Source organism: Thermogutta sp. (genome assembly GCF_039793925.1).
GTDB lineage: Bacteria > Planctomycetota > Planctomycetia > Pirellulales > Thermoguttaceae > Thermogutta.
The window spans coordinates 26787-49704 of record NZ_JBAMME010000130.1; the positions used below are offsets into that span (position 1 = coordinate 26787).

Sequence of the window (22918 nt, forward strand, 5' to 3'; positions counted from 1 at the left end):
TCTCACGGGAAACCTTGAAATCCTGCTGTGCGTCGGTTGACCCTGCGCTTGTCAAGTTTTCTTTCTCAAACGCGATAGGCCAAATCCACCACGCTCAAAATCTGGCGAGTTTGATCTTGCCCGGCCAAAAGTAGCGACGCCGGCGGATCAAAACACCCAGAATGTTGGGCGCAGTGAAGAAACTCAGCCGGCTGGCTTGACCATCTTGAGCCGGTTTGCCGCGCAAATCAGCATGCCTCGCCCTCAACCAGCATCCCTTTGCCGTAGTCATTGCCAGACTTGGCAATCCAAGAATCGAAAAGATTGGCAAACGGATGGTGGGGGTGTATTCTATTGGTGGTGACTTCATCGGTTTCTGGCCAGCGGGCGGATCCGCTTTCACTGCCGATTGTCGCTGCGCTAACCCATTCCCACGTTTTGTGCAAGGAGTATGCCATGCGAGAACACCAGATTTCCCGTCGTTCCGTTCTGAAGCTGGGCGCTGCCCTGAGCATCCCGACGCTTGTTTCCAGCCGAGCACTGGGGTTGGCAGGGCAGGCGCCAGCATCTGAACGGGTCAAAGTGGGCATCATCGGCCTGGGCGGCCGAGCGCGGTCTATCGTGAACGAGTCCCGGGAAATCAAAGACATGCAAATTGTGGCTGTGTGCGATTGTTTCAAGCCAGCCATCGATCGCTTCGTCAAAGATGTGGGACAAGACCAGAAATGGGGAACTTACGAGGACTTCCGTACGATGATCGAAAAGGAAAAACCTGACGGTGTGATGGTGGAAACCACCACGCACGCGCGGGCATGGATCACCGTTATCGCCATGCAGATGGGCATGGACGCCTATATTGAGAAGCCCATGTGCCTCACCATTCGTGAGGGGCGCTACATGGTCCAGGCAGCGCGGAAGTACAATCGGGTGACACAGGTCGGAACCCAGCAGCGATCCATGCCCATCAACAACTGGGCCAGCGATCTGGTCAAAAATGGTGCCATAGGCAAAGTTCTCACGGTCATTGCTCCGAATTTCGTGGGTCCGGAGCGCTGGCCAGGGAAACCCCCAATGCCCATGCCGGAAGGGGGAAGCGCCAACTGGTGGGATGTGTGGACGAATCAGGCGGAATTGCGGCCATACCATCCCGAACTGCATCACGGTTGGGAGCGCTGGTGGGACTACGACGGTGGCGGACTGTGCTTTGGCGTGACCGGATGGGGAACCCATTCCTACGATCAGATCCAGCGCGCTCTTGGCACTGATGAGACGGGGCCGGTAGAGATCATGCTCGAGGAGCCCGTCCGGGTAGAGCCCTGCGGCAAATTTGAGACCATCCCCGAGGATGATCCTACCTATCTGGAGTATCTCAATCGGCTGGCTCGTCCCGTGGTCGGTCCACGGGCCAAAGTGCGGATGTGGTATGCCAACGGGACAGAACTGCGACTCCATCTGAATGGTGACTGGGGTCCCGGGCTGGGTGCCATTTTTATCGGGGAAAAAGGAAAAGTGGAAATCAATCGCAACAAGATTGCCACCAATCCAAAGGAACTCATGCAATCCCCGGGTTATCCAGGCCCGATCACACGACCGGAAACGGAATACCACATCGCCAACTGGATTGAGTGCATTAAGACGCGCCAGCGGTGCAACGCCGACATCGAATTTGGACAACGCTCCACAACGCTATGCTATCTCGTGAATATTGTGCGGGAAGTCGGCGAGGTTGGACTCAAACTTCGCTGGGATCCGGCTACGGAACAGTTCACCAACCACGACGGTGCCAACAAATCTTCCTACATGGAACGTCCGCGGCGCAAGGGCTACGAATTGCCGCCCTTGGTGTGACAACAGTATTTCAGTACCGCTAATTTCGGCGGCTAAACGGGTTTTCTGTAAATCTTATCCTGAAAGTTTCGCGGAGACGCGCACGGGGGCGACGGGTCGGTCGCCCCCATACATCTCAAGTTGGTTGGCTTTCTCCGACCCGTTTTCGCAGACGGCCGTAAACTGGCGGCGCTTTGGCTGTCGGAAACATGTCCCGGACGTGTCTTGTCGTTCGTACTGGGATATGATAGTGTGATACCAACCGTAGGAGTGCGATGCTTTAAGCCACAGGTGGCCCAATGAAGCTGATCATTGCCATCATTCAGCCCCATCGATTGGAAGCCGTCAAACAGGCGTTGGCGGAGGTGGAGGTATTTCGCCTAACGGTCATGGACGTGCAGGGATTCGGCCGCGAAAAAGGGCATGCGGAGGCTTTCCGTGGCCACGAATACTCAGTGAATCTCACGCGCAAAGTCCAGCTCATGATTGCCGTCAATGATAACTTCCTGGAACCGACCATTGACGCCATCATCAAAGGGGCGCGGACCGGACCGCACGGTCAGATTGGCGACGGCAAAATCTTTGTCCTGCCCCTGGAAGATTGCATCCGCATCCGAACCGGCGAGCGCGGCGGAGAAGCGATCTGACCCTTTTGTCACCCATAGCGGCAATTACCTGTGGATTTCCCACTTTCCATCCGCCACTGGCTATTCGCCGAAAAGACCAAAATAAACCGGCAGGGGCGATACCACTAACCCCTGCCGGTTTTTCGTTTTTCCATTCTCCGCAAAGGAGATCGCCGTTGTCGGTCTGGCAGGCAAACCACTCCCACCGGCGATATAAGGCGCTCAGTGCTTTTTCACGGATACGGATACGCCAGAGGCGTCCATGTGCAGGAACACCGTCTCGTAGTCTGGATTCGTCGTGATTGCTTTGACGAATCGTGGGTCGGCCATACTGGGAATCATGTTATGAGCGATCACCACTCCCCCGGGGCGCACAAGGGGTGAAAGCTTCTCAAAATAGTCGAGATACCCGGTCTTGTCCGCGTCCAGGAAAAGAACATCGATCGGCTCCTTCACCTGTTTGACGGTTTCGTGGGCGTCCCCAAGGACAATCGTCACGATGTCGCTCACCCCTGCCTTTTCAAAATTCTCCCGGGCGATGGCAGCCCGTTTCTCGTTGATCTCAAAGGTGGTCAACTTGCCCCCGGTCTTTTTCAGCACCAGGCAAAACCACAGCCCGGAGTACCCCACCGAAGTGCCGAGTTCCACCACGTGCTTTGCCCCCACGGCCTCAGCCCACGCGCGGAGGAGGCGTCCATCCTCTTCCGGAACAATCATATTCCCTGCCCGCTGATTTTGACCGACATACTCAATGACCTCCAGAATTCGTTTTTCGACGTCGTCCTTGGGAAGTGTTTTCACCTCAAAAACCGCGCGGGGATTGCCGGACCGCCGGGGCCCCCCAGGAGGCTGAGCACGACAGAGGCCATCGGCAAAAAGCATCACTCCACAAGCAGCCAACACCAGCACACTAAACCGTACCATCGATGCATCCTCCTCATCAAAAAGGACCACATCATACAAGCTGTCCCAAAGCTGCCCTCTCAGTCCTTTGGCCCACTGGTCTCCTCAGTCCCCCACAACTTCGCCCACAGCGCCCCTTTGCCCAATGCCGCCACCTTCGGAAAATACAGGGAAGCACCAAACCTGCAACTGGCGCGTCGTATCATTATAAACCCGCCAGAAAGCGTCAAGGATCGGTTTTCGTGGAGTCTCGCAATGCAGCCGAACTACGACTGGGAGAGTCTCAGCCACGATCCCATCCACGGCTATATCCCTTTTGTGTCGCGTCGCGGGGCCGCCCCCGGAGAAGTTTCCGAGCAGGACATTATTGACCATCCGTGGGTTCAGCGATTGCGGCAGATCCACCAGCTTCAAACGGCCTGGTGGGTCTTTCCGTCCGCAACGCATACACGGTTCCAGCACGTTCTGGGCGTGATGCACCTTGCGGGACGTATCACGGAGCACCTTTACCCGAGCCTCCAGGCCAGCGATCCGGATACGCCCAGTTTCGGCTATGTGAGGACGCTCATGCGGCTGGCCGGGCTGCTTCATGATGTGGGACACGGTCCTTTTGGCCATTTCTTCGACCAATTTTATCTTTCCCGCTACGGGCTCAATCACGAACGGCTGGGAAGCGAGATCATTCGGCGGGAACTCGCCCCCCTGCTCCGCCGTGTTCGCCGAAATCCGCTGGGCGAGCTTCGACCCGACGAAGAAATCGAACCCGAACAAATCTGTTTTCTCATCACCCGACCCAAAAGCTCTGAAGAATCGTCCTCCCCGCTTTGGTTGCGACTTCTGCGATCCCTCTTCAGCGGAATCTATACCGTGGACAACATGGATTTTGTCCTGCGAGATGCCTACATGTCGGGTTACAGTCAACGCGCCTTTGACCTAGACAGACTCATTCACTACAGTTTTTTTACGCGTCAGGGTTTGACAATCCATGAACGTGGCCTACCTGCCCTGGTGCGGTTCATCACAGTTAGGGCGGAACTGTTCCGATCGATTTATTTCCACCGCACTGTGCGCTCGATCGACCTATCACTCCAGGACCTTTTCCGCGATAGTGCTGACTATCTTTTCCCGGGGAACCCTGTGGAACATCTCGACCAATATCGCCGCTTCACGGACTGGTCGCTGCTTGTGGATGTGGAACGCTGGGCAGACTCGCCAGATGAAAGGCTGGCCGCCCTAGGTTCGCGCTGGCGAGAATGGCTGGGACGGAAAATCCTGTGGAAAATGGTATGCGAGAGAACAGTGTTTTTCGGTCCCGGAAAGTCGGAAGAAATGAGCGTTTTCAGCGACGAGAAGCTTTTCGAGGAGGCCATTCGCCGCCGCCTTCCCCCTAGTCTGCGAGAGATCCCGCTTCGCTGCGATCCACCCCGCCACGTCCATCGCCCAGGCACCCGTGCTCCTGCCGCGGGCCAGAATTATCTCTACGATCCTGCAACCAAATCTATACGGACACTGGATGCCCGGGAATTGTACCGCCAGATTCCCTTCAGCTACCGAATTTGCAGGGTTTATGCCCTGGACACACAATATGCGAACGAAATCGCCGCGGCCATGGATGCTCTGCTCAACGGCGATGCTGTGGATGATGTAACAAATATGTGAGCTTCTAGTGGCACTTCGGCTGTCGGAGCACATACAGCGTCAACACCCTGACGAACAGGTACCTGCGCATGAGCAAACACATCGATCACAATATCTGCGACAACCCTCTGATCACCCGGTACGCTTCCCGAGAAATGGCAGAATTGTTCAGTCCGCAACGGCGTATTTCCACATGGCGCCGTTTGTGGGTCATTCTCGCGGAAGCGGAAGCCGAACTTGGGCTTCCTATCTCCCAAGAGCAAATTGAGGAAATGCGTGCCCACGTGGACGACATCGATTGGGCCAGGGCAGCGGAATACGAGCGCCGACTCCGCCACGACGTGATGGCCCACGTTCATACCTTTGGTGATGTCTGCCCCAAGGCCCGGCCGATCATTCACCTGGGTGCCACAAGCTGCTACGTCACCGATAACACGGATTTACTCTTGATGCGGGAAGGATTACACATCCTGGCCCAGCGACTTGCCGCCGTCATTGATCGTTTGGGACGGTTTGCACAGCGGTATCGCGACCTGCCTTGCCTAAGTTTCACGCACTTCCAGCCGGCCCAGCCGACAACAGTGGGACGTCGGGCATGCCTGTGGGCATACGATTTTGTCCTCGACCTGCAGGAGCTCGAATACCGACTCTCGCAACTTCGGGCACGAGGTGTTCAAGGCACCACCGGCACGCAGGCCAGTTTTCTGGCGCTCTTTCGGGGAGATCACGAAAAGGTCAAACGCCTCAACGAGCTCGTCTGTCAAAAAATGGGATTTCCCGGCAGCTACGCTATCACAGGCCAGACATATTCCCGAAAAATTGACGCGCAGATACTTGGTGTCCTTTCGCAAATTGCTGACACGGCGCACAAGGTGGCCACCGATATTCGGCTATTGGCTCATCGCAAGGAAATAGAGGAGCCGTTCGAAAAGGATCAGGTGGGCTCCTCGGCCATGCCGTACAAGCGCAATCCGATGCGGTGCGAGCGGATCTGTGGACTGGCAAGATTCGTGATGTCTCTCGAGGCCAACGCTCACATGACCCATGCCGTTCAATGGTTCGAGCGCACCCTGGATGACAGCGCCAATCGACGGCTCGTTATTCCGCAGGCCTTTTTGGCCGTGGACGCCATCCTCATTCTCTGTTGCAACGTTTTCGAAGGTTTGGTCGTGTATCCTCAGGTGATCACCAAGAATCTGCGTGCGGAACTACCGTTCATGGCCACGGAGGAGATCCTCATGGCAGCCGTTCAGGCAGGCGGAGACCGCCAGGACCTTCATGAACGCATCCGCCAGCACAGCCAGGCCGTCGCACGGGCCATCAAGGAAGAAGGTAAAGAGAACGACCTCATCGAGAGACTCCGCGCTGATCCTGCCTTCGCCGGGGTTAACTTCGCAGAGGTGACCGACCCGCTCCGCTATGTCGGACGGTCCCCAGAGCAGGTCGACGAATTTCTTTCAGAAATAATCGAACCGATCCGCCGACGCTACCCGGCATGCTCCTCCATGAACGCCGACGTGAGAGTGTGAGGCTAATCGAAATCACAGCGTGTTTCACACGCATTTGCGGATGGGTCGGTTCGCCGATTCAGACGGACAGCGGTCACTGCCCGGCCGCCGCGTGAACCGGGCGGGCACCTTATACACCAGCAAGCAACGAGAAGCGGTGCAAGACAGGTTTATCTGTCTTCTGGCGGGATATTTGAATCGAAATCGTCGTCATCTTCATCGAAATCGTCATCAAGATCCTCGTCCAAGTCCATATCGCCATCGGCGTCGTCGGAGCCCAGGCCGAGGGAGTAAATCGCTTCGAGATCCTCATCGTAACGGCGAGCCCCCTGCCACACCACTCCTGGATGATCGAAAAAGCCGCCTTCTTCCATGGTCGTGCTAACAAGTTCCGCAGAAAGACCGGGGTAACATCGCGATTGGGCTTGCAGCACGTAATGCTCAGCTTCCTCGATATTCCGCGCAAGCACGCCCCAAAATGCAAAGTACGCTGGCCACGACGCCTGCTGCGGCCAGCAGGCAGGATGTTGCGACCACGACTCTTCCAAAGGTTGGCGGCACACGCACACATAGTAATTAAGGTCGTTTAACTTGGGACGATTCCTGCGCTCCGCCTCAAAAACACTGTCCGGCACAATACCCGCTTGGAACAGCCGATCCTGAAGATCGGCGAGCACCTCGTCCTCGGCCGGGAGCCCCTGTCGAGCAACTTCATACAATTGCTGCAAATTCTTCTCGATGCCCGTCTCCGACAAATCGTCAATGTCCTGTATTCGCACCCTGAGGACGGCTTTGACATGCTCGCGAATTTGATCGGGCAAATCCTGAACTTGGGCAAGCCAGGCATAGAGGACGTGACCGGCCAACCCCGGTTCATCTCGGGTTGCCAAGAACCGTTCAATATCCTTCTGGGCATCCCCTGCTTCTTTCAGACTCAAAAGCGTCCACGCCCGATAAAAATAAAGCCAGGGACTGTTCCAGCCCCACTGCTCGCTCTGATTCAAATACGTCAAGGCTTCAGGATAACGTCCGAGGCGGAACGCCACCAATCCCGCTTCCCAGGCCACTTCTGCATCCTGGCAGTTGCCATCTCGCAAACATAGGTCAAGAACCGCCAGTGCATCCTGCTCTCGATCCGCGTCGGAGTAGATCTGCGCCAATCCCAGCACAGCCTGCGGATTATTTCGGTTCAAAGCAAAAGACCTGGCAAGGCACCACTCGGCCATGCCGATGTCGCCTGTCATCCGAAAGAACTGAGCCGCCCGGGTGTAATGCCGCGGATAATCAGGTGACAAATCCAGCGATTTTCGGAACCAGGTACCTATCTGCTCCAAACTAGGAAGAGCTACATCCCTGGCCGACTCACGCGGCGGGGAATCCGGCGACTCTTCCCCACCGGCTTGGTGGGTTGCTGACCATGCTGCCAGCGCTGCTGTCGCCACCAGGTTTAAAACGTCTCCATTTTCGGGGAATCGCGTCAGCAGACGCCGGGCCCAGTCCCACACGTCCAATTGACGTCCCACCATTTCTGATAGCTGACCCGCCAAATAGATGAGCCGCGCCCCGTCTTCGGGATTTTCCACACTTTCCGGATCAACCGCCAGCATTTTTTCGAACACCTGGACAACATCATCCGGCTCCAGGCCCTCCTGAAGCAGTCGCTCCAACCACTCGTCGAGCTGCTTGCCCAGCGACGTACTGGCTTTGTCCGCCGACGTCTCTGGTTGAGAATCCCGAACGACAGCCCCGGCCGCGTCATGGGCAGATTGGCGAACCGCTCGTTCCACGGAGATAGCCTGCTCCTCGTCTTTGGGTGGCGGACTTTCAGCTTCTGTTGCTTTAGCCCCGTTTTGGCGGAAGGGGCCACTTTCCGGTGGCTTGAGGAAGGCCACGGGCGAAGGCGGCACAACCCCCCGCTCTATCGCCGCCAATCGCGTGAGATACAACCATGCTTTGCGGCGGCGAGCTTCCTGACGGAGGGGACGCGCCAACGACTCTGCCGAAGCCGCCTCCTGTGCCAGCATCGTCAGCGAAATCCGCCGCAGACGCACCTCGAACCACTCACTCCATACTTCTCGGGATGCCAGCCATTCATCCCAGCGGTGAAGGATCTCAAGAGCTTCCGCCAGCTTGCCGGCGCAGGCCAGCTCTGTGGCCTCGAAAAGATCGCGTCGAAGCCACATTTCGGGATTCTCTTCCCGCGGCGGTAGGATCGTCCAATCCACGGGTTCCCCAACCACTGCACACCGCTCTTCCAGTTCTTCTCTCCGTCCCAGTAAGGTCAGGATCTCTCCCAACTGACATTGAGCAAACACACGCTGTTCGAGGGGAGTGTGATAATACTTGGCCAGTCTCACAGAAGCCTCCGCTACCTCCCGCGCCTCTTCCAGACGCCCCAGCATGGTCAAATGCCGTGAATACTGGAGGGCCCCCACACTCCGTCGATCGTTTTCCTCGACCAGGGGCAACTCCCGATAAACAGACCGCGCGAAGTGCATCGCCAGATCGAGATCCCCGGCGGCTTCATAAACGTTCACGGCGTATTCTCGAAAGCAGGTGAGACATTGAAGCTTTCCGGTCCGACGGCAAACGTCAAAACCTTCCTGGATCAATCCCTGAAGTTCTTCCCGGCCGTATCCCTCGCAGATTGCGTGGTGTTTGGCGAGATTGTCGTAGGCACAGGCGGTCAGCCACTGGATAACGGCTTCGTACTCGTCAATCGGCAGATCAGGTTGGATTTCCCGGGCCTTCTCTTCGCTTTCCAGGAGCGCAATGGTTTCCACGGCGCGATCGCGGCCAGTACGGTGATCAAAAAGCGCCTGCGCACAGTTCATGCTATGAAAATTCGCATAAAGATAGGGAATTATTTCCTTCTCCTCCCTGGCTCGCCGCCGGATTTCTTCAGCCAGACGAAAGGCTGAACGCTTATACCCTTTGTCATTAAGCTGAAAGAGTTTGTCGAACAATGACTCAAAACCCTCTTGAGGTGTTTCCTTCCCGACCATAATTACGACCCCCGGATGCTACGGAATTAAAAGAATAGTTAGCAAATGACCGCGTTTTATTCTGGTTACTTTCGCGTGTTTATGCTCGGAGTTATATGGAGTTATATCAGGATCGTCCCCAGAGAGTTTCTGCAATCCAGGTCAGATCGTCCTGCTCGCGCTCTCGAAAGGTGGCATCAAGGACCAGCCCCGCCGTTTGCAGAGCCTTGTTGACCAACAAACGCAAGACGCTTGCTAGAGGGGATCGAACGGATTGGCTGAGTGCTCGCTCCACGATTGGATGCCGCAGGTTGAGAATGACCTCATGCGGCTGGGGGATATCCTGCTGGAAATGGGCACTGATGAGTCTCTGAAAACCGGCGGGCATTCCCCCCTGTTTCTGCAGCACTTCAAACGTCCGGTGCAGTTCTGATCGTTCACTCAAAAAGGCCAAAACCGGGATATTCTTGCTATATTCCCCTACGCTGACATGGATCCGATCAGTCCCCAAGAAATGCTGCCATTCGGGTGCGGCGTCCATGAGTTCTTTGATCCCCAAGACGGTGGTGGCAAACCCCGGGCTGCTAGGACCGGCTATCCTAAAATCCACCAATTGGCCATCAGAAGCGACATCTGCCACCATCAGAGCTAGCAACGCTTCTTCGAAACTCCGCAGAGTATGCACGCACGGTGCCGGGTGCTCGGCAAATACTTCGTTCAGCCAGGCTTCAAGGTGGCGACTCGGATTATACCAGATGACCGCCTCGTAACCGTGTTCTGAAAATCCTTCGCAGGTGCTTGCCTTTAGAATTTCAGGAAATGTCATCTCTCCCCGAGAGGTTATAAAACGGTACGTGTCCCGAAGCAAATAACGCAGCGGAACCACTTCCAGAGCTGCCCCGGCAAGCAGATACCGATGCCATGCAATGAGTGATTGCCACCGGGCCGGGGCTTCCGTAGCCAGTTTTTGAAAGTGTTCCAGAATGAATCGGTCCAGGAACTCCCGTACCAGGTAGAACGTTGCGTCCCGTACCAGATCTTCGCGACTCGTTGTGGGAGAGCACTCCGATAGTTCCAAGACCCCCCGCACAAAGCTTGCCCAATCCGGTAACAATCCGTGGAGCTTGCGAGAAATAATCATCCGCCTGACGGTGACGGTCACTGCCGGAGCGTCAGTAAACCCCGGGGTGCGCTGGGGTGTCACATACAAGGCACCACGAATGACGACCGGTTTCTCCTGACGAATGGCAAACACATCCAAGGGTGTTTCCCCAAAATAGCTCTCCAGTTCGAGTTCCAAAGCCCCCATATCCGGGGTGGGTTCGAGCCATGAGGCCGTCCCGACGTTGACACGGTGCTGTTTTCCGTTGATGTGGATGGGGAGGGGCAAAAACTCGGCATATTCTTTGATAGCACTTTCCAAAAGATCTTGGTCTTCAGCAAAGGCTCTGTGCTCTGGCTTAAGATATAAGCGGACGGTTGTCCCTGGGGTCTCGCGTTGTCCGGGCGTGATGACGATATCAACTTCGGGTCCTGCCTCCCACCGGGTGACTTCTCCCGTCACAAAGTGGCGCGTACAGATTTCCACCCGATCGGCCAGCAGAAAAGCGCTGAACAGTCCAATTCCAAACTCGCCGATCAAATTGCCGACGCTTTCACCGGTGCCTTCCCCCTGCCCTCTGAGTAAGCCGCTCAGCCCAATCCCAAGAGTACCTAGATATTTTTCCACTTCTTCCAGCGTTAAGCCCACACCATCGTCCGCCACCTCGACGACGCCTTCCTGGGGATACTGATAAAAGTCAATCCGCCCATGATACTGCAGGTCCTTGGAACGCCGCCTGATGATGCCGTCGTGGGCATTCTGAATGAGTTCCCGAATTGCTGCATTGGGCCGGCTGTAGAGTGATCGCCCCATGAGGCGGATGATACCTGCCACGTCCACCTGAAATGGCAATCGCTTCACCCAAGCGGGAGCCGCACCTTCAGCAAAAGATTCCAAGCGATGATCGTGCATCCCGACAAGTCACAGTCCTTGAAGACAATCCACATTCCTCATCCAAGTAATAACAGCCCCCTTTCGAAATGCGCCTCATAAAAACAAAAACAAATGGAGCGTTCGAAGATCGTGCTTCCTGCCTCCACAAGGTCTTCCCCGAGCCCCAACCGTCGCACGAACCTTTTCCAACGGCGAAAAACAGCTCCCTTACCTAGCAACCGGCATCTCGCCGACGGCTCTCCTCCGCACACCCGGGACCAACGCCACAGATGGACACACTGCACCGCAGTTCGGGACTGCGAGGAATCGCCCCTGTGATTATTACGGACCGCTTTCTCCCGGTCAATCAATAACCCTTCTTTGGAGGGGAAATGCCAAACGTCCTGATCGCGTTGTCCGTCGTCTGAGCTGCCAGCTCTTCCGGTGACACACCCCGCAGCTTCGCCAAGAAGTAACCGGTGTCTTTCACGTGGAGAGGCACGGAGGCCTTCACCCGGCCACGATATGGTTCCGGGACGAGATATGGACAATCGGTTTCTACCAAAATCCTGTCCGATGGCACATGTTGCGCTGTTTCTCGAATTGGTGCAAATTTCGTGTTTTTGTACGTTACGGACCCAGCAAAGCTGATGACGATCCCCTCCCAATCCAGCCATCGGCTGACGACTTCCCACGGTGCGGCGCAGGCGTGCATCACAGCCCGAAGTACTCCTTCTCGCGACCAACAAGAGAGAATTTCCGTTATATCCTTTTCTGCGTCTCGACAGTGCACCACGAGTGGTTTGCCCAACTCCTTTGCAAGAGCCCAGTGTTTTTCAAACCATTCGACCTGCACGGGAGGCGGTGTATAATCGCGATACCAATCGAGCCCCGTCTCGCCAATGGCCACAACGGAATGGTCCCGGGCCAGTTCCACAATCTCATCCCAATCTGCCAAGGATGCGCTGCTTGCGGAATTCGGATGAATTCCTACGGCGGCCCATACCCGATCGGGAAACTGACGCGCAAGCTTAATGCTTCGCCGGCTCGTTTCCACATCGATTCCCACACAAAGAATCCGCGTGACTCCCTGATCGATAGCTGCCTGAATGACCTCTGAGAATGTGACTGGAGGATTTTGCTCAACAGTATGGGGACCTTCCAACAAGAAGAGATGCGCATGGGTGTCGAACCACATGGGAGGGCTCCCGCGTTGCCGTGAAAAGTTGTCTCGTGTTAAGGTTCAGAGTCCACTTGAATCCGACGCTTGAGCGGCGAGAATCTTGGCCTGGATAAGTGCCTTTTCCAGGCTGCTTGCTTGGTCGCTTAAACCGCTGCTAATGCGTGTTAGGAGAGCAGCCAGCTCCGAACCAATCCCAGGAAGCTGCCCTGCCTGCTCGGCCAACGAACGAATGTCTCGCAAATCATCGAGAATACGAATGGCCAGAAAGTCGACACTCACATCGTGAAAGCGTGTGTAAGTCGAGGGGAAAGGCCCCAGTTCGATCATTCGGCCCCCAGCCGTGATTTCCTCTGCGAGCTGCTCGGCCCACTCGCGGTGCTGAGACGCGATTTCTTCCAGCAGTTCCCAGAGCTCTTCCCGTCGGTACGGGATCCAGGGCCGTGCCTGCATCGCATAAACCGCCAGCGACCGTCCCAATCGTCGCATCAGGCTCGTCAAAACGTTCGTGAGAGGCGCTCTGTTGCCGGTTGCGTCGTCGCTCATTGCTAGCGATGTGTCTGATTTGTGATAATCAACCCTCGCCATCCGTGTATCCGGAAGCTTTTCAAGATAACGGTCGCCCTGTTTTAGACTTAACGACGTATTGTTTAATTTATAACCGTGGCGAATATCATCAACTGATTGGAAACACTAAACTGTCTATTCTGTCGTTTTACTGACAACCAGCCGCCCGACACACCAGATCAAAGACCGGCTGCCATAGGATTCCCAGCAGCACCACTGGCGTCGTTGCCAGCACGAGGAACATCCCCTGGGGGGACGACAGCGGCAGGGAAAAACTCGGGGGCTGGACGGCAGGATCCAGGACCATGACTTTCACCACACGCACGTAATAAAAGAGGCTGAAAACGGTATTGAGCGCGGCAACGACAAGCAGCGCCCAGAGCTGTGCAGAAGCCAAACTGGCAAAGATGGCAAATTTTCCAGCGAACCCGCCCAGCGGTGGCAATCCCACCAGACTGAACAAAGTGAGCGTAAGACAGATAACAAACCCCGGCGCTGCCCGGACCAAGCCGGAATAATTCTCAATTTTCTCTCCCGGGGCCCCGCGCGATAGGAACGCCGCACCTGCGAACGCCACAATGTTCATAAACATGTACACTACTAAATAAAACAACATCGAAGCGACGGCCCAGCGGGCTGTTTCCCGGCTAACGGGTAGGGCCGCCACGGCAGCCGCCACCGGCATCATGAGATAACCTGCATGCGCGATGGTGGAATAACCCAGGAGGCGTTTGAAATTGCCTTGCCCGTAGGCTGCCAAATTCCCATACGTGCAGGTGACGGCGGCCAAGAGTGAGAGCGTTCCCACAACAAACGGAATGAGTGGCCCCGGCAACCCCGCGGCAGATGCCTGCTCAGCCCCCAGGAGTGTGAGACACAACCGGGTAAGCAGCCCCAAAGCAGCAGCCTTTGAGATCACGGAGAGAAAAGCGCCGACTTCTGCAGCAGCCCCTTCAAATACATCCGGTAACCAAAAGTGGAACGGCACTGCAGAAAGTTTGAAGCCAATCCCCGCCAGCACCATGAGTGTTCCAACAATAAGGCTTAAACCGTGCCCATGAAATTCCTGGTTACTCGCCAAGGCAGCCAAATTCGCCCCCATGGTCGGCAAGTTGAGAGATCCCAGCGATCCTCCTAAAAGGCTCAGGCCATAGAGCATCACCCCGGCCATGGCAGCGCCAAACACGGCGAACTTCATGGCAGCTTCGCCGGCCCGCCGTTCCCGCTTTTCGAATCCAGCCAGAATGTAGGAGGGTAGACTGGCCATTTCCATGCCGAGAAACACCAAAAGGAGATTCTCGGCGGCAACCATTGTGGACATGCCAATGACCGAACCCAGGAACAATACATAGAACTCGCCTCGGTCTTCAATGCGGGGCCAATGAGTCAACCAGGTGAGAACGCTGAATAAGATAGCAAAAAGAAGGATCAATCCTCGAAAGAACGCTGCCAAACGGTCCAATCTCAGCACATCCAGAAACGCTCCCACCGGGCTGGCTGGAGCAGACTGGGCCGCCGTCTGCCAGAATAAAACCGCAAGCGCGGCCACGGATCCCACGAACATGATAAAGGACGCCCCCCGCCGCCAGGAAGGAAACACCATCCTCTGTAGCAAAAGAGCGATCGCTGTCACCACCAGGCATATTTCGGGAATCCACAGCCGCACTGATACGGCGAGATTCTGCTCAATCCGGGTGATTAATTCAAGAAGCTCATTCATCTTTTTTCAGCGACTATTATTTATGCTTTTTACTCACTGCTGTGAACCAGCCTCCAGAACCTTGCCACTTAGATTGCCAAGAACCTCCGTGGGTTCACGTCTGGATTTTTCAGCAGGTTCTTCCGACGAATCCACCACATTGATGGACACTGCCTTCATCCACTGGGCCATCTCGTCGACGGTACGATTCACACTGGGCGCCATGTATCGGAACACCGTCTGCGGGAACACGCCGAAAATAACGGCGGCTACAGCCAGCGTTGCCCCCACCGCAAACTCTCGCACCGACAACGGTGTAAGAGCATCCGCATGCGGTCCACGATATTCCGCACCGAGATAGACGCGCCGCACTGTCCACAAAATATATCCGGCTGTTAGAATGACTACCGATGCCCCAATAATAGCAAGCACGCGACTATAGCTGAATGCCGCAAATATCACCAGCACTTCACCAATAAAGCCGCAAAGACCAGGTAGGCCCAGTGCCGCGAAGAAAATCACAATCGCCAGAGCCGTGTAGGCAGGCATTTTTCCGAAAATACCTCCGAATTGATCGAGATCCCGATGATGAACTCGGTCGTACAACACGCCGACCATAAAGAACATGCCCGCCGACGAAATCCCGTGCGCGATCATCTGGAACATGGCCCCGTTCATTCCCATTTTCCAGTATTGTGTGTCCCAGATCCCGGGAACGAGGCTCCACGCACCGAGGCCAAGCACCACGTAGCCCATGTGGCTGACGGAACTGTAAGCCACGAGGCGCTTGAAATCCTGTTGCGCCATGGCCGCTAAGGCACCATAGACCATACTCACAACCCCTAGCCCACACACAAACCAGGCCAGCTCATACGCACCCTGTGGGCAAACCGGGTAACAGATGCGGATGATGCCGTATCCACCCATCTTCAGGAGCACCCCGGCCAGTATCATCGAGATCGGGGTGGGGGCTTCCACGTGCGCATCCGGAAGCCACGTGTGAACGGGTACCGAGGGCACCTTGATGAGAAAACCCACCAGCAACAGTAAAAACGCCCACCAAGCGATCGATTTTCCCAACCATGCTGGTTCATTAAATGGGGAATCCGGCATCTGTCCGAGCTTTGCCAGCGCAACCAGGTTGAAGGTATGAAGCGGCTTTTCGCCGGGAGCAAGCGATTTCACGATCATCTCCGAGGAGAGCAGGCTTTCCCGTCGCGCCTGTTCCGGCAATTTCCGCACATCACTGGCGAAGTAAAGCATCAGTAAAGCGATGAGCATGAGAACGCTACCCACCAGCGTGAAGAGAAAGAACTTTATCGCGGCATATTCCTTCCGTGGCCCTCCCCAAATGCCGATAAGAAAGTACATCGGCAACAACATGACTTCCCAGAACACATAGAAAAGAAAGAAATCGAGCGCCAGGAAGACGCCAAGCATTCCCGTCTCCAGCAGAAGAAAGAGCACGCTGTATGCCTTGACATGCTTTGTGACGGACCAGCTCGCTGCGGCGGCAAGAAGGGATAAGAAAGATGTCAGCAGGACCAGCGGAAGACTGATCCCATCAATTCCCAGAAAATACTCGATATTGAAGGAACGAATCCAAGGTACCGCCAATGCGTGCTGGTAGCCCGGTTCCCCGGCCACAAAACGCACATCGTGGATGCTCCTTTCCAGGAGCGTCTCTCCGGCTGGCCCGTCTCCCGGGAAGACGAGCCGCAGCGTCATCAGAAAAACCACCAGGGTGACTCCCAGAGTCATGCGCCGGATGGCTGTTTCTGCTGAAGCCGGGAAGAACAGGAGGATCAATGCCCCAAGTGCCGGCAGAAAAACGATCGCACTCAGAAAGATCAAACCCGCCATGGATAACCCTCTATGGATTCACAATCGAACCAATTTTGCAGTTCCTGAATTTCAGCCGTTAACGACCATAATACCATCATCCGCGCGAAAGATTCGCGCCGATTCCCAAATAAATCGTTCCAATAATAAAGAGTGCTACAATTCCGATGACGATCCACATGATATAAACGCGAATTCTCCCCACCTGCCACCGTCTGACACGAATTCCCATATCGTAGATGCCCGCCGCCAGGGCGTTTACTGCCCCATCCACAAAGGTGCGATCGATCCAATCATCCCATTGTGAAAGGCGTCTAACAGAAATCGCCGCGTGATCCGCGAGCCAGTCGATAATGTTTCGATCGATCCACGCGGCCACAGCCGCCAGGCGAAGCGCGTTGCGGACAAACACAGCGTCATAAATCTGGTCGATGTACCATCGCTGAGCAAGTAATTCCCAGACGCCCTTGAATCGCTGGCGGACATCTTCCGGATCCAACCATCGGATTCCATAGAATACTGTGGCGATTCCAAAACCTATCAAAGCGGCCAGGAACGCCAGTCCAGACACCCAGGCGTGAATAATGTGTTCGTGTGAGGCGTGCTCATCGGGGATTCGGAGTGTTACCGCGGTCTGTAAAGTGCCCATTGCGGTGGCGGGTGTCACACGAGATTGCTCCAAAAGCGAGGTGATGCCCCAGCTCGTTCCTGGAACGGTCCACCCCGATATCACAGAGAGAACGGCCAATACCACCAAAGCCGCCACCATGGTTCTGGGCGACTCATGGGCATGGTGGACCACGTGCTCATCGCGCGGCTGTCCCCAAAAAACGAGGAACCATAGCCGGAACATATAAAATGCGGTGACACCCGCTACACCCAGGGCCACATAGAACATCCAGCCGAATAGCGGATTTGTTCGGTGGAAAAGAAATGTCTGCGCCAGTATGGCATCCTTCGAATAATAGCCGCTTAATCCAATAACCAGGGGAATACCCGCCCCTGAAATGGCCAGACATCCAACCAGCATCGTTCCGGCCGTCCAGGGCATTTTTCGCCACAAGCCACCCATCGCAGGCATCTCATTTGTTCCGCAAGCGTGGATCACTGATCCTGACCCGAGGAATAAGAGAGCCTTGAAAAATGCATGTGTGAAAAGATGGAAAAGCCCTGCCACCCAGCCACCGACACCCAGACCCAGCATCATATATCCCAACTGGCTAATCGTGGAATAGGCCAGGACTCGCTTAATATCCGTTGCCACCACCGCCATTGTCGCCGCGAGAAAAAGCGTCACCGTCCCTACCAGGGCGACAACCAGCAGCGCATCCGCAGTTAAAAGTGGATAAGTGCGGGCGACAAGATACACACCGGCGGCCACCATGGTCGCTGCATGGATGAGCGCGCTCACCGGCGTTGGTCCCTCCATTGCATCCGGTAACCACACATGGAGGGGGAACTGGGCGCTTTTTCCGATGCACCCACAAAAGAGCGCAAGCCCTGCCAGAGTCAACAGAGCGGGCGTCAATCTGCGGTTTTTCTCGATCTTGTTCGTGGTTTCTAAGCCTGAACTGTCCCCACCCTTCCCGTGATCAACATTTGTACTCGTGCTCTTCTCGGACGGTGCAGAACTACTTTTGCCCGGCAACTGGCTGGTCACCTCTTTCACTATCGCAAAAAGCCCCTGATGATGTTCGGAAGCACTCCCGGGCATCGCATAATGGAGCGTCCCACATGCAAACAGAAAAGTGGCCAGGCCGATAATCATTCCAAAGTCACCCACGCGATTCACGATAAACGCTTTATTACCGGCCAGCGTTGCGGAGGGGCGCTCCACGTAAAACCCTATGAGAAAATAAGAGCAGATACCGACTAATTCCCAAAAGGCAAAAACCATAAATAAATTGTTCGCGACGACCAGTCCCAACATACTAAAACAAAATAGAGACAAATACTGATAAAAACGATGGAACCGCCCGGGCCTGACCAGATTCCGGCCGTCGCTACCTGTAACAAATGGATCGCGAACGTCATGCAGTTCTTCATGCATGTATCCAAAAGAATAGACGTGGATCCAGAAGGCAATAAATGTGACCATAACGAACATGCCCAGCGTCAGCGAATCCACATAATAGCCAACGCTGAAGCGGAGGGATTCGAACTTGGCCAGGGTGTACCAGTCGCCCGTCAAAATTTCTGAGTGGCCGCCATGCCCACCAAGCGGATGATGCATCAGCCACCACGCCAGCGCAACGATCGAAAGAACACAAGAAACTCCAACTGCGACGGTCGCCAGATAACCGGCACCGCGTCCACCTTCTCCCATCCGCGTTCCGGCCAGGAGAATCACAACGAACGACAGCAACGGCAAGAGCCAGGCAGCCAGCACTAGCTGGGGTAAAATCGCTTCCATAAGCTGTTCAGCACTCCGCCAATCACAGTATTTCAGCCGCTCAACTGACCACCCTGGTCAACGTCGACGGTCCCGAACCGTGAATAAAACTGAAGGGCAATCGCGAGGGCCACCGCCGCCTCCGCTGCGGCCAAAATCATCACAAACAGGGCAAAGACCTGGCCGTCCAGCAATAGAGGGGCCGTTCCCAACGGAAAAAGTTGCGGGCTGGAAAACGCCACCAGATTGATATTGGCTCCGTTTAAAATGAGCTCCACGCCAATTAACATTGCGATAATATTCCGCTTGACAACGAGGCACACGATCCCGCATACAAACAGGATGATCCCGACTACTAAATAATGGGTCACTGTAATTGGGCTTAATATACCGGCCAGCAGCATTGTTGCCATCATGTTCCAGTGGTTGCGTTCGTATGTCCGTGACTGTTCAATCTCTTGTGTTAAAATCTGACGTGACTGCTCGTATTCTACCCCGAAGCCGTAGCGGGCCAGCCATACTGATTCATTCCATTCGCCGTCTGGCAAGGTAGGCCGCCCCTACCATGACCACTACCAGGTGGAGGGACACTAACTCGAAGGGCAAAATATAGCCGTCCCTAGTCGTTTGGTCTAACGCACTCTGCCGCTCCGATCCATTCACTCCATCGACCTGCGGACGGACCCCTACTAACGCAAGGCCAAGATCCGTCGCCGAGACGACTTCAGCCTTCGTCGCTTTTGTCTCCAATGACAATTGGGCCGATTTTAAATGCCCATAAGCCCAGGCAGATTGCAGCAGTATGGTGGCGAGGGGGGCCGCGAGCAAGATGGCAATGACCCACTGGTCGGCGGTGGTCCGCATTCGCACGAAGGTCAGGCGAGCCGTGAGCATCACGCCGAACGCGAGCAGCACGACCGTCCCGCCGACATAAATCATGATTTGCATGGCGCCAAGGAACTCTGCACCGGCCAGAAAAAACAGTCCAGCAACGGCACTCAGTGCGAGAATGAGGCCGACCGCCGCGTGCACAATGTGCGGCGTTATGACCACGAGCAGAGCGCCCGCCACAGCCAGGGCAGCCAATAACCAAAAGAAAACAGCGATCGCGTCCATAACGAGTATCTGACTAATGTTCTGCCATGATTTTTACAACGTAAACAATAAACTCGCCAGTTTCCGTTTTAGGATGTCCAATGCCCAGGACTCCGTCTGGAAATGCCAGCATCCAAATCGTGACTCCGACGAAGCACAGTGCTGTTAGCGGAAAGCAATATTTCCAGCACATACTCAATATTTGGTCGATTCTTAGCCGCGGAAGTGTCCAGCGAAGGGCCATCATGAAGAGAATGCCGCTCACACACTTCATAAGAAAGTTGATCGCGCCGAGAAAATGGCCAAAGAAGCCTGCCCAGGGACCGACAGCCTCCGTCAAGCCGAGAATAGAGGCCAACGGAATCGGCCCATTCCAGCCGCCCAAAAACAAGATGGCTCCCAAACCACTCACTGCGGCCATGGCCGCGTATTCGCCCATATAAAAGACGCTCCAGCGAAATCCGGAATACTCCGTGTGAAACCCGGCGACCAGCTCGCTCTCCGCTTCAGCCAGGTCGAATGGTGCCCGATTGGTTCCAGCTACGGCACACGTCACGAAGATCCAGAACGCCACGAAGGTGAATGGATCATGAAAAACAAACCAATTCCAGAACCAACCCCGCTGCGCTTCGCCGATGGCCACCAGGTCCATGCTTCCTGCCAGAAGAATGGGAATCAGGGCCGCAAAAGTCAGGGGAACTTCGTAACTCACCACCTGTGCAGCTTCGCGCATCGCCCCCAAGAAGGACCATTTTGACCCGGAAGCATAGCCTGCCAGAATAATTCCGAAGACTTCCAGGCCGAGCACCGCCAGGATAAAGAAAGCCGCAGTGTTGAGTCGTTGGGCCACCCAGCCATCCGAAAACGGCATGGCCATAAAGACGGCAAAAGCAGGAGCAAAGGCGAGATAGGGCGCTATCCTGAATAATATTCGATCGGCATTCAGAGGGATAATGTCCTCTTTAGTAAGGAGTTTCAGGCCATCCGCCACGGGCTGGAGCCAGCCGAATCGTCCCCCCACCCGTGTGGGTCCCAATCGATCCTGAATTCGCCCTGCCACTTTGCGCTCTGCCCAGGTGGCGGCCGCCACCAGCGTCATGACCACGGCCAGGAGCAAGGCGACCTGGAGCAAAGCTACGCCGACTGTGACGAACCAAGCACTGGTCGCACTTATCTGCAGCCAGTGAGCGACAATTTCGTCCATATATCACCCAATTACTTGCTTCTGAATTTCCTATCAGAGCAAATAAGATTTACACTATTAAAACTTTTTAAAAAAACACCCAACATCACCAAACAGATGTCTTTCACCTTATTCCTCAATCGCTATCGATCGACTTCTCCCAGGACAATATCAAGGGAACCAATGATTGCCGGCACGTCCGCCACCAGACAGCCCCGACACAGTTTTGGCAGGACGGAGAGATTGCAGAAACTGCTGCTGCGGGCCCGAACGCGCCAGGGAATTGCCTCGCCCAAACTCACGATCATGAATCCCATCTGTCCCTTAGGGCACTCCGTTTCCAGATACACTTCGCCGGGCGGCAATTTCTGGTTCAGTTTGATCGGCTTGCCGATATCGCCCTCGGCTGCGCGGTATTTTTCGATGGCCTGACGGACTAATTTAACCGACTGCACGACCTCGACCATTCGAACAAAAAACCGGTGCCAGCAATCGCCAAGCACGGTTTCCCGCGGGACCTCTGGACAGGGACCAGGATAACGCCCGTCCTTACACACGGCGACATCGAATTGATATCCCTCATACATGCGGGTATAGAAGGGATCGCCATCCCGGCGCAGATCCCAATCCACTCCACTCCCGCGTAGCACAGGCCCTGTGCATCCGTGATCGATGGCCATCTCCGGAGGCAGCACCCCTACACCGGCCGTCCGTTTGATAAAAATGTGATTTACTGAAAGAAGTTCATGGAGGTCGTCGATGACGGGCTCAAACTGATCCAGGAACTTTTCGCACTCCTCCAGCCAGCCCGGCGGTAGATCGGCCATGAGACCACCCACCGTTATGTAGCTGTACGTCAGACGGGCACCGCAGACTGCTTCAAAGAGATTGAGTATTTTCTCCCGTTCTCGGAAGCAATACATGAAAGGGGTAAAACTACCCAAATCCAGTCCATACGTCCCCGCCGCAACAAGGTGGCTGGCAATACGCCCCAGCTCCACAATGAGCACCCGAAGGTGTCGCGCCTTTTCCGTGACCTGAAGTCCCAATAGTTTCTCCACCGTCAGGGCCCAGCCCAGGTTCATATTCATCCCCGCCAGATAGTCCATTCTGTCGGTGTAGGGAATCCATTGTCGCGGGGTGACGTTTTCTCCGATCTTTTCGGCACACCGATGGAGATAACCAATATACGGTGTCGCCTCCAGGACGAGTTCCCCGTCGGTCCGCAGCACAACCCTTAGCACACCATGTGTGCTGGGGTGCTGGGGTCCCATGTTGATGAGGAGCTCTTCTGTTCGGAGCTCCCCTTCCGATTCCTGTTGCTGACGCTGAAGTTCAGCTTCGGCCATGGGTATTTACAAACTCATGAGGGTCCTGACAGCCGCTTGAAATGGACCGCTCGGCGATTCAGGAAATTGCATCGTTCTAAACCGCTGCGTCGGTCGACTGCCCACTACTGTCGAAACTCGACCCGGTCCTTTTCTCCTCGGCTGCCTCGTCAACTCGAAATTCTTCACTCA

The 22918-nt window shown here is 55.3% G+C and carries 17 protein-coding genes; 4 read left to right on the plus strand and 13 right to left on the minus strand.

Going from position 1 to position 22918, the window contains the following annotated elements:
- Window positions 1–227: 227 nt before the first annotated feature.
- On the minus strand, window positions 228–437 hold the full coding sequence (locus ABJK56_RS04890; protein WP_347243545.1) for a hypothetical protein: 210 nt from the start codon (window positions 435–437) through the stop codon (window positions 228–230).
- Between ABJK56_RS04890 and ABJK56_RS04895 the strand changes: the two genes are divergently transcribed.
- Both ABJK56_RS04895 and ABJK56_RS04900 read left to right on the plus strand, forming a co-directional pair.
- The gene (locus ABJK56_RS04895) at window positions 436–1827 is read left to right on the plus strand and encodes a Gfo/Idh/MocA family oxidoreductase (protein WP_347243546.1); all 1392 of its coding nucleotides are present in this window, start codon (window positions 436–438) and stop codon (window positions 1825–1827) included. The genes ABJK56_RS04890 and ABJK56_RS04895 overlap by 2 nt on opposite strands.
- 278 nt (window positions 1828–2105) lie before the next feature.
- Window positions 2106–2453, plus strand: a complete 348-nt coding sequence (locus ABJK56_RS04900) for a P-II family nitrogen regulator (RefSeq protein WP_095414661.1) — start codon at window positions 2106–2108, stop codon at window positions 2451–2453.
- Between the two features lie 201 nt (window positions 2454–2654).
- Here ABJK56_RS04900 and ABJK56_RS04905 read toward each other — a convergent pair whose 3' ends face one another.
- Window positions 2655–3356, minus strand: a complete 702-nt coding sequence (locus tag ABJK56_RS04905; protein WP_347243547.1) for an O-methyltransferase — start codon at window positions 3354–3356, stop codon at window positions 2655–2657.
- Window positions 3357–3590: 234 nt separating this feature from the next.
- On the opposite strand from ABJK56_RS04905, the gene ABJK56_RS04910 reads away from it, so the two are divergent.
- Together ABJK56_RS04910 and purB are read left to right on the plus strand one after the other, a co-directional pair.
- Window positions 3591–4994, plus strand: a complete 1404-nt coding sequence (locus ABJK56_RS04910) for an HD domain-containing protein (protein WP_347243548.1) — start codon at window positions 3591–3593, stop codon at window positions 4992–4994.
- 68 nt (window positions 4995–5062) lie between these two features.
- Window positions 5063–6502, plus strand: coding sequence for an adenylosuccinate lyase (purB, locus tag ABJK56_RS04915; protein ID WP_347243549.1), 1440 nt, complete (start codon window positions 5063–5065; stop codon window positions 6500–6502).
- Window positions 6503–6651: 149 nt separating this feature from the next.
- On the opposite strand, the gene ABJK56_RS04920 is transcribed toward purB, so the two are convergent.
- The 11 genes from ABJK56_RS04920 to ABJK56_RS04970 form a co-directional block, all read right to left on the minus strand.
- Window positions 6652–9486, minus strand: a complete 2835-nt coding sequence (locus ABJK56_RS04920) for a tetratricopeptide repeat protein (protein WP_347243550.1) — start codon at window positions 9484–9486, stop codon at window positions 6652–6654.
- 106 nt (window positions 9487–9592) lie between these two features.
- On the minus strand, window positions 9593–11479 hold the full coding sequence (locus tag ABJK56_RS04925) for a hypothetical protein (protein ID WP_347243551.1): 1887 nt from the start codon (window positions 11477–11479) through the stop codon (window positions 9593–9595).
- 328 nt (window positions 11480–11807) lie between these two features.
- On the minus strand, window positions 11808–12638 hold the full coding sequence (locus tag ABJK56_RS04930; RefSeq protein ID WP_347243552.1) for a TatD family hydrolase: 831 nt from the start codon (window positions 12636–12638) through the stop codon (window positions 11808–11810).
- A 45-nt stretch (window positions 12639–12683) separates the two neighbouring features.
- Window positions 12684–13208 carry a hypothetical protein gene (locus ABJK56_RS04935; protein WP_347243553.1) on the minus strand — a complete coding sequence of 175 codons (525 nt, stop codon included), beginning with the start codon at window positions 13206–13208 and terminating at the stop codon, window positions 12684–12686.
- Window positions 13209–13335: 127 nt separating this feature from the next.
- The gene (locus tag ABJK56_RS04940) at window positions 13336–14907 is read right to left on the minus strand and encodes an NADH-quinone oxidoreductase subunit N (RefSeq protein ID WP_347243554.1); all 1572 of its coding nucleotides are present in this window, start codon (window positions 14905–14907) and stop codon (window positions 13336–13338) included.
- A gap of 33 nt (window positions 14908–14940) precedes the next feature.
- On the minus strand, window positions 14941–16749 hold the full coding sequence (locus ABJK56_RS04945) for an NADH-quinone oxidoreductase subunit M (RefSeq protein WP_347243555.1): 1809 nt from the start codon (window positions 16747–16749) through the stop codon (window positions 14941–14943).
- 76 nt (window positions 16750–16825) lie between these two features.
- Window positions 16826–19141: an NADH-quinone oxidoreductase subunit L gene (nuoL, locus tag ABJK56_RS04950; RefSeq protein ID WP_347243556.1), complete on the minus strand. Its 2316-nt coding sequence runs from the start codon at window positions 19139–19141 to the stop codon at window positions 16826–16828.
- A gap of 32 nt (window positions 19142–19173) precedes the next feature.
- Window positions 19174–19524 carry an NADH-quinone oxidoreductase subunit NuoK gene (gene nuoK, locus ABJK56_RS04955; protein ID WP_347243648.1) on the minus strand — a complete coding sequence of 117 codons (351 nt, stop codon included), beginning with the start codon at window positions 19522–19524 and terminating at the stop codon, window positions 19174–19176.
- Window positions 19525–19645: 121 nt separating this feature from the next.
- Entirely contained in the window at window positions 19646–20236 is a 591-nt protein-coding gene (locus ABJK56_RS04960; RefSeq protein ID WP_347243557.1) for an NADH-quinone oxidoreductase subunit J, read from the minus strand.
- 13 nt (window positions 20237–20249) lie between these two features.
- Entirely contained in the window at window positions 20250–21419 is a 1170-nt protein-coding gene (nuoH, locus tag ABJK56_RS04965; RefSeq protein ID WP_347243558.1) for an NADH-quinone oxidoreductase subunit NuoH, read from the minus strand.
- A 122-nt stretch (window positions 21420–21541) separates the two neighbouring features.
- Window positions 21542–22747 carry an NADH-quinone oxidoreductase subunit D gene (locus ABJK56_RS04970; protein WP_347243559.1) on the minus strand — a complete coding sequence of 402 codons (1206 nt, stop codon included), beginning with the start codon at window positions 22745–22747 and terminating at the stop codon, window positions 21542–21544.
- Between the last annotated feature and the right edge of the window lie 171 nt (window positions 22748–22918).

What these genes read in the sequence shown, in the direction of transcription:
- ABJK56_RS04905 (WP_347243547.1), bottom strand. Translation starts at nt 3,356, where the DNA reads ATGGTACGGTTTAGTGTGCTGGTGTTGGCTGCTTGTGGAGTGATGCTT.
- ABJK56_RS04945 (WP_347243555.1), bottom strand. Translation starts at nt 16,749, where the DNA reads ATGGCGGGTTTGATCTTTCTGAGTGCGATCGTTTTTCTGCCGGCACTT.
- ABJK56_RS04925 (WP_347243551.1), bottom strand. Translation starts at nt 11,479, where the DNA reads ATGCACGATCATCGCTTGGAATCTTTTGCTGAAGGTGCGGCTCCCGCT.
- ABJK56_RS04940 (WP_347243554.1), bottom strand. Translation starts at nt 14,907, where the DNA reads ATGAATGAGCTTCTTGAATTAATCACCCGGATTGAGCAGAATCTCGCC.
- ABJK56_RS04910 (WP_347243548.1), top strand. Translation starts at nt 3,591, where the DNA reads ATGCAGCCGAACTACGACTGGGAGAGTCTCAGCCACGATCCCATCCAC.
- nuoL (WP_347243556.1), bottom strand. Translation starts at nt 19,141, where the DNA reads ATGGAAGCGATTTTACCCCAGCTAGTGCTGGCTGCCTGGCTCTTGCCG.
- ABJK56_RS04960 (WP_347243557.1), bottom strand. Translation starts at nt 20,236, where the DNA reads ATGGACGCGATCGCTGTTTTCTTTTGGTTATTGGCTGCCCTGGCTGTG.
- ABJK56_RS04920 (WP_347243550.1), bottom strand. Translation starts at nt 9,486, where the DNA reads ATGGTCGGGAAGGAAACACCTCAAGAGGGTTTTGAGTCATTGTTCGAC.
- ABJK56_RS04935 (WP_347243553.1), bottom strand. Translation starts at nt 13,208, where the DNA reads ATGGCGAGGGTTGATTATCACAAATCAGACACATCGCTAGCAATGAGC.
- ABJK56_RS04970 (WP_347243559.1), bottom strand. Translation starts at nt 22,747, where the DNA reads ATGGCCGAAGCTGAACTTCAGCGTCAGCAACAGGAATCGGAAGGGGAG.
- purB (WP_347243549.1), top strand. Translation starts at nt 5,063, where the DNA reads ATGAGCAAACACATCGATCACAATATCTGCGACAACCCTCTGATCACC.
- ABJK56_RS04930 (WP_347243552.1), bottom strand. Translation starts at nt 12,638, where the DNA reads ATGTGGTTCGACACCCATGCGCATCTCTTCTTGTTGGAAGGTCCCCAT.
- ABJK56_RS04900 (WP_095414661.1), top strand. Translation starts at nt 2,106, where the DNA reads ATGAAGCTGATCATTGCCATCATTCAGCCCCATCGATTGGAAGCCGTC.
- nuoK (WP_347243648.1), bottom strand. Translation starts at nt 19,524, where the DNA reads ATGCTGCTGGCCGGTATATTAAGCCCAATTACAGTGACCCATTATTTA.
- ABJK56_RS04890 (WP_347243545.1), bottom strand. Translation starts at nt 437, where the DNA reads ATGGCATACTCCTTGCACAAAACGTGGGAATGGGTTAGCGCAGCGACA.
- nuoH (WP_347243558.1), bottom strand. Translation starts at nt 21,419, where the DNA reads ATGGACGAAATTGTCGCTCACTGGCTGCAGATAAGTGCGACCAGTGCT.
- ABJK56_RS04895 (WP_347243546.1), top strand. Translation starts at nt 436, where the DNA reads ATGCGAGAACACCAGATTTCCCGTCGTTCCGTTCTGAAGCTGGGCGCT.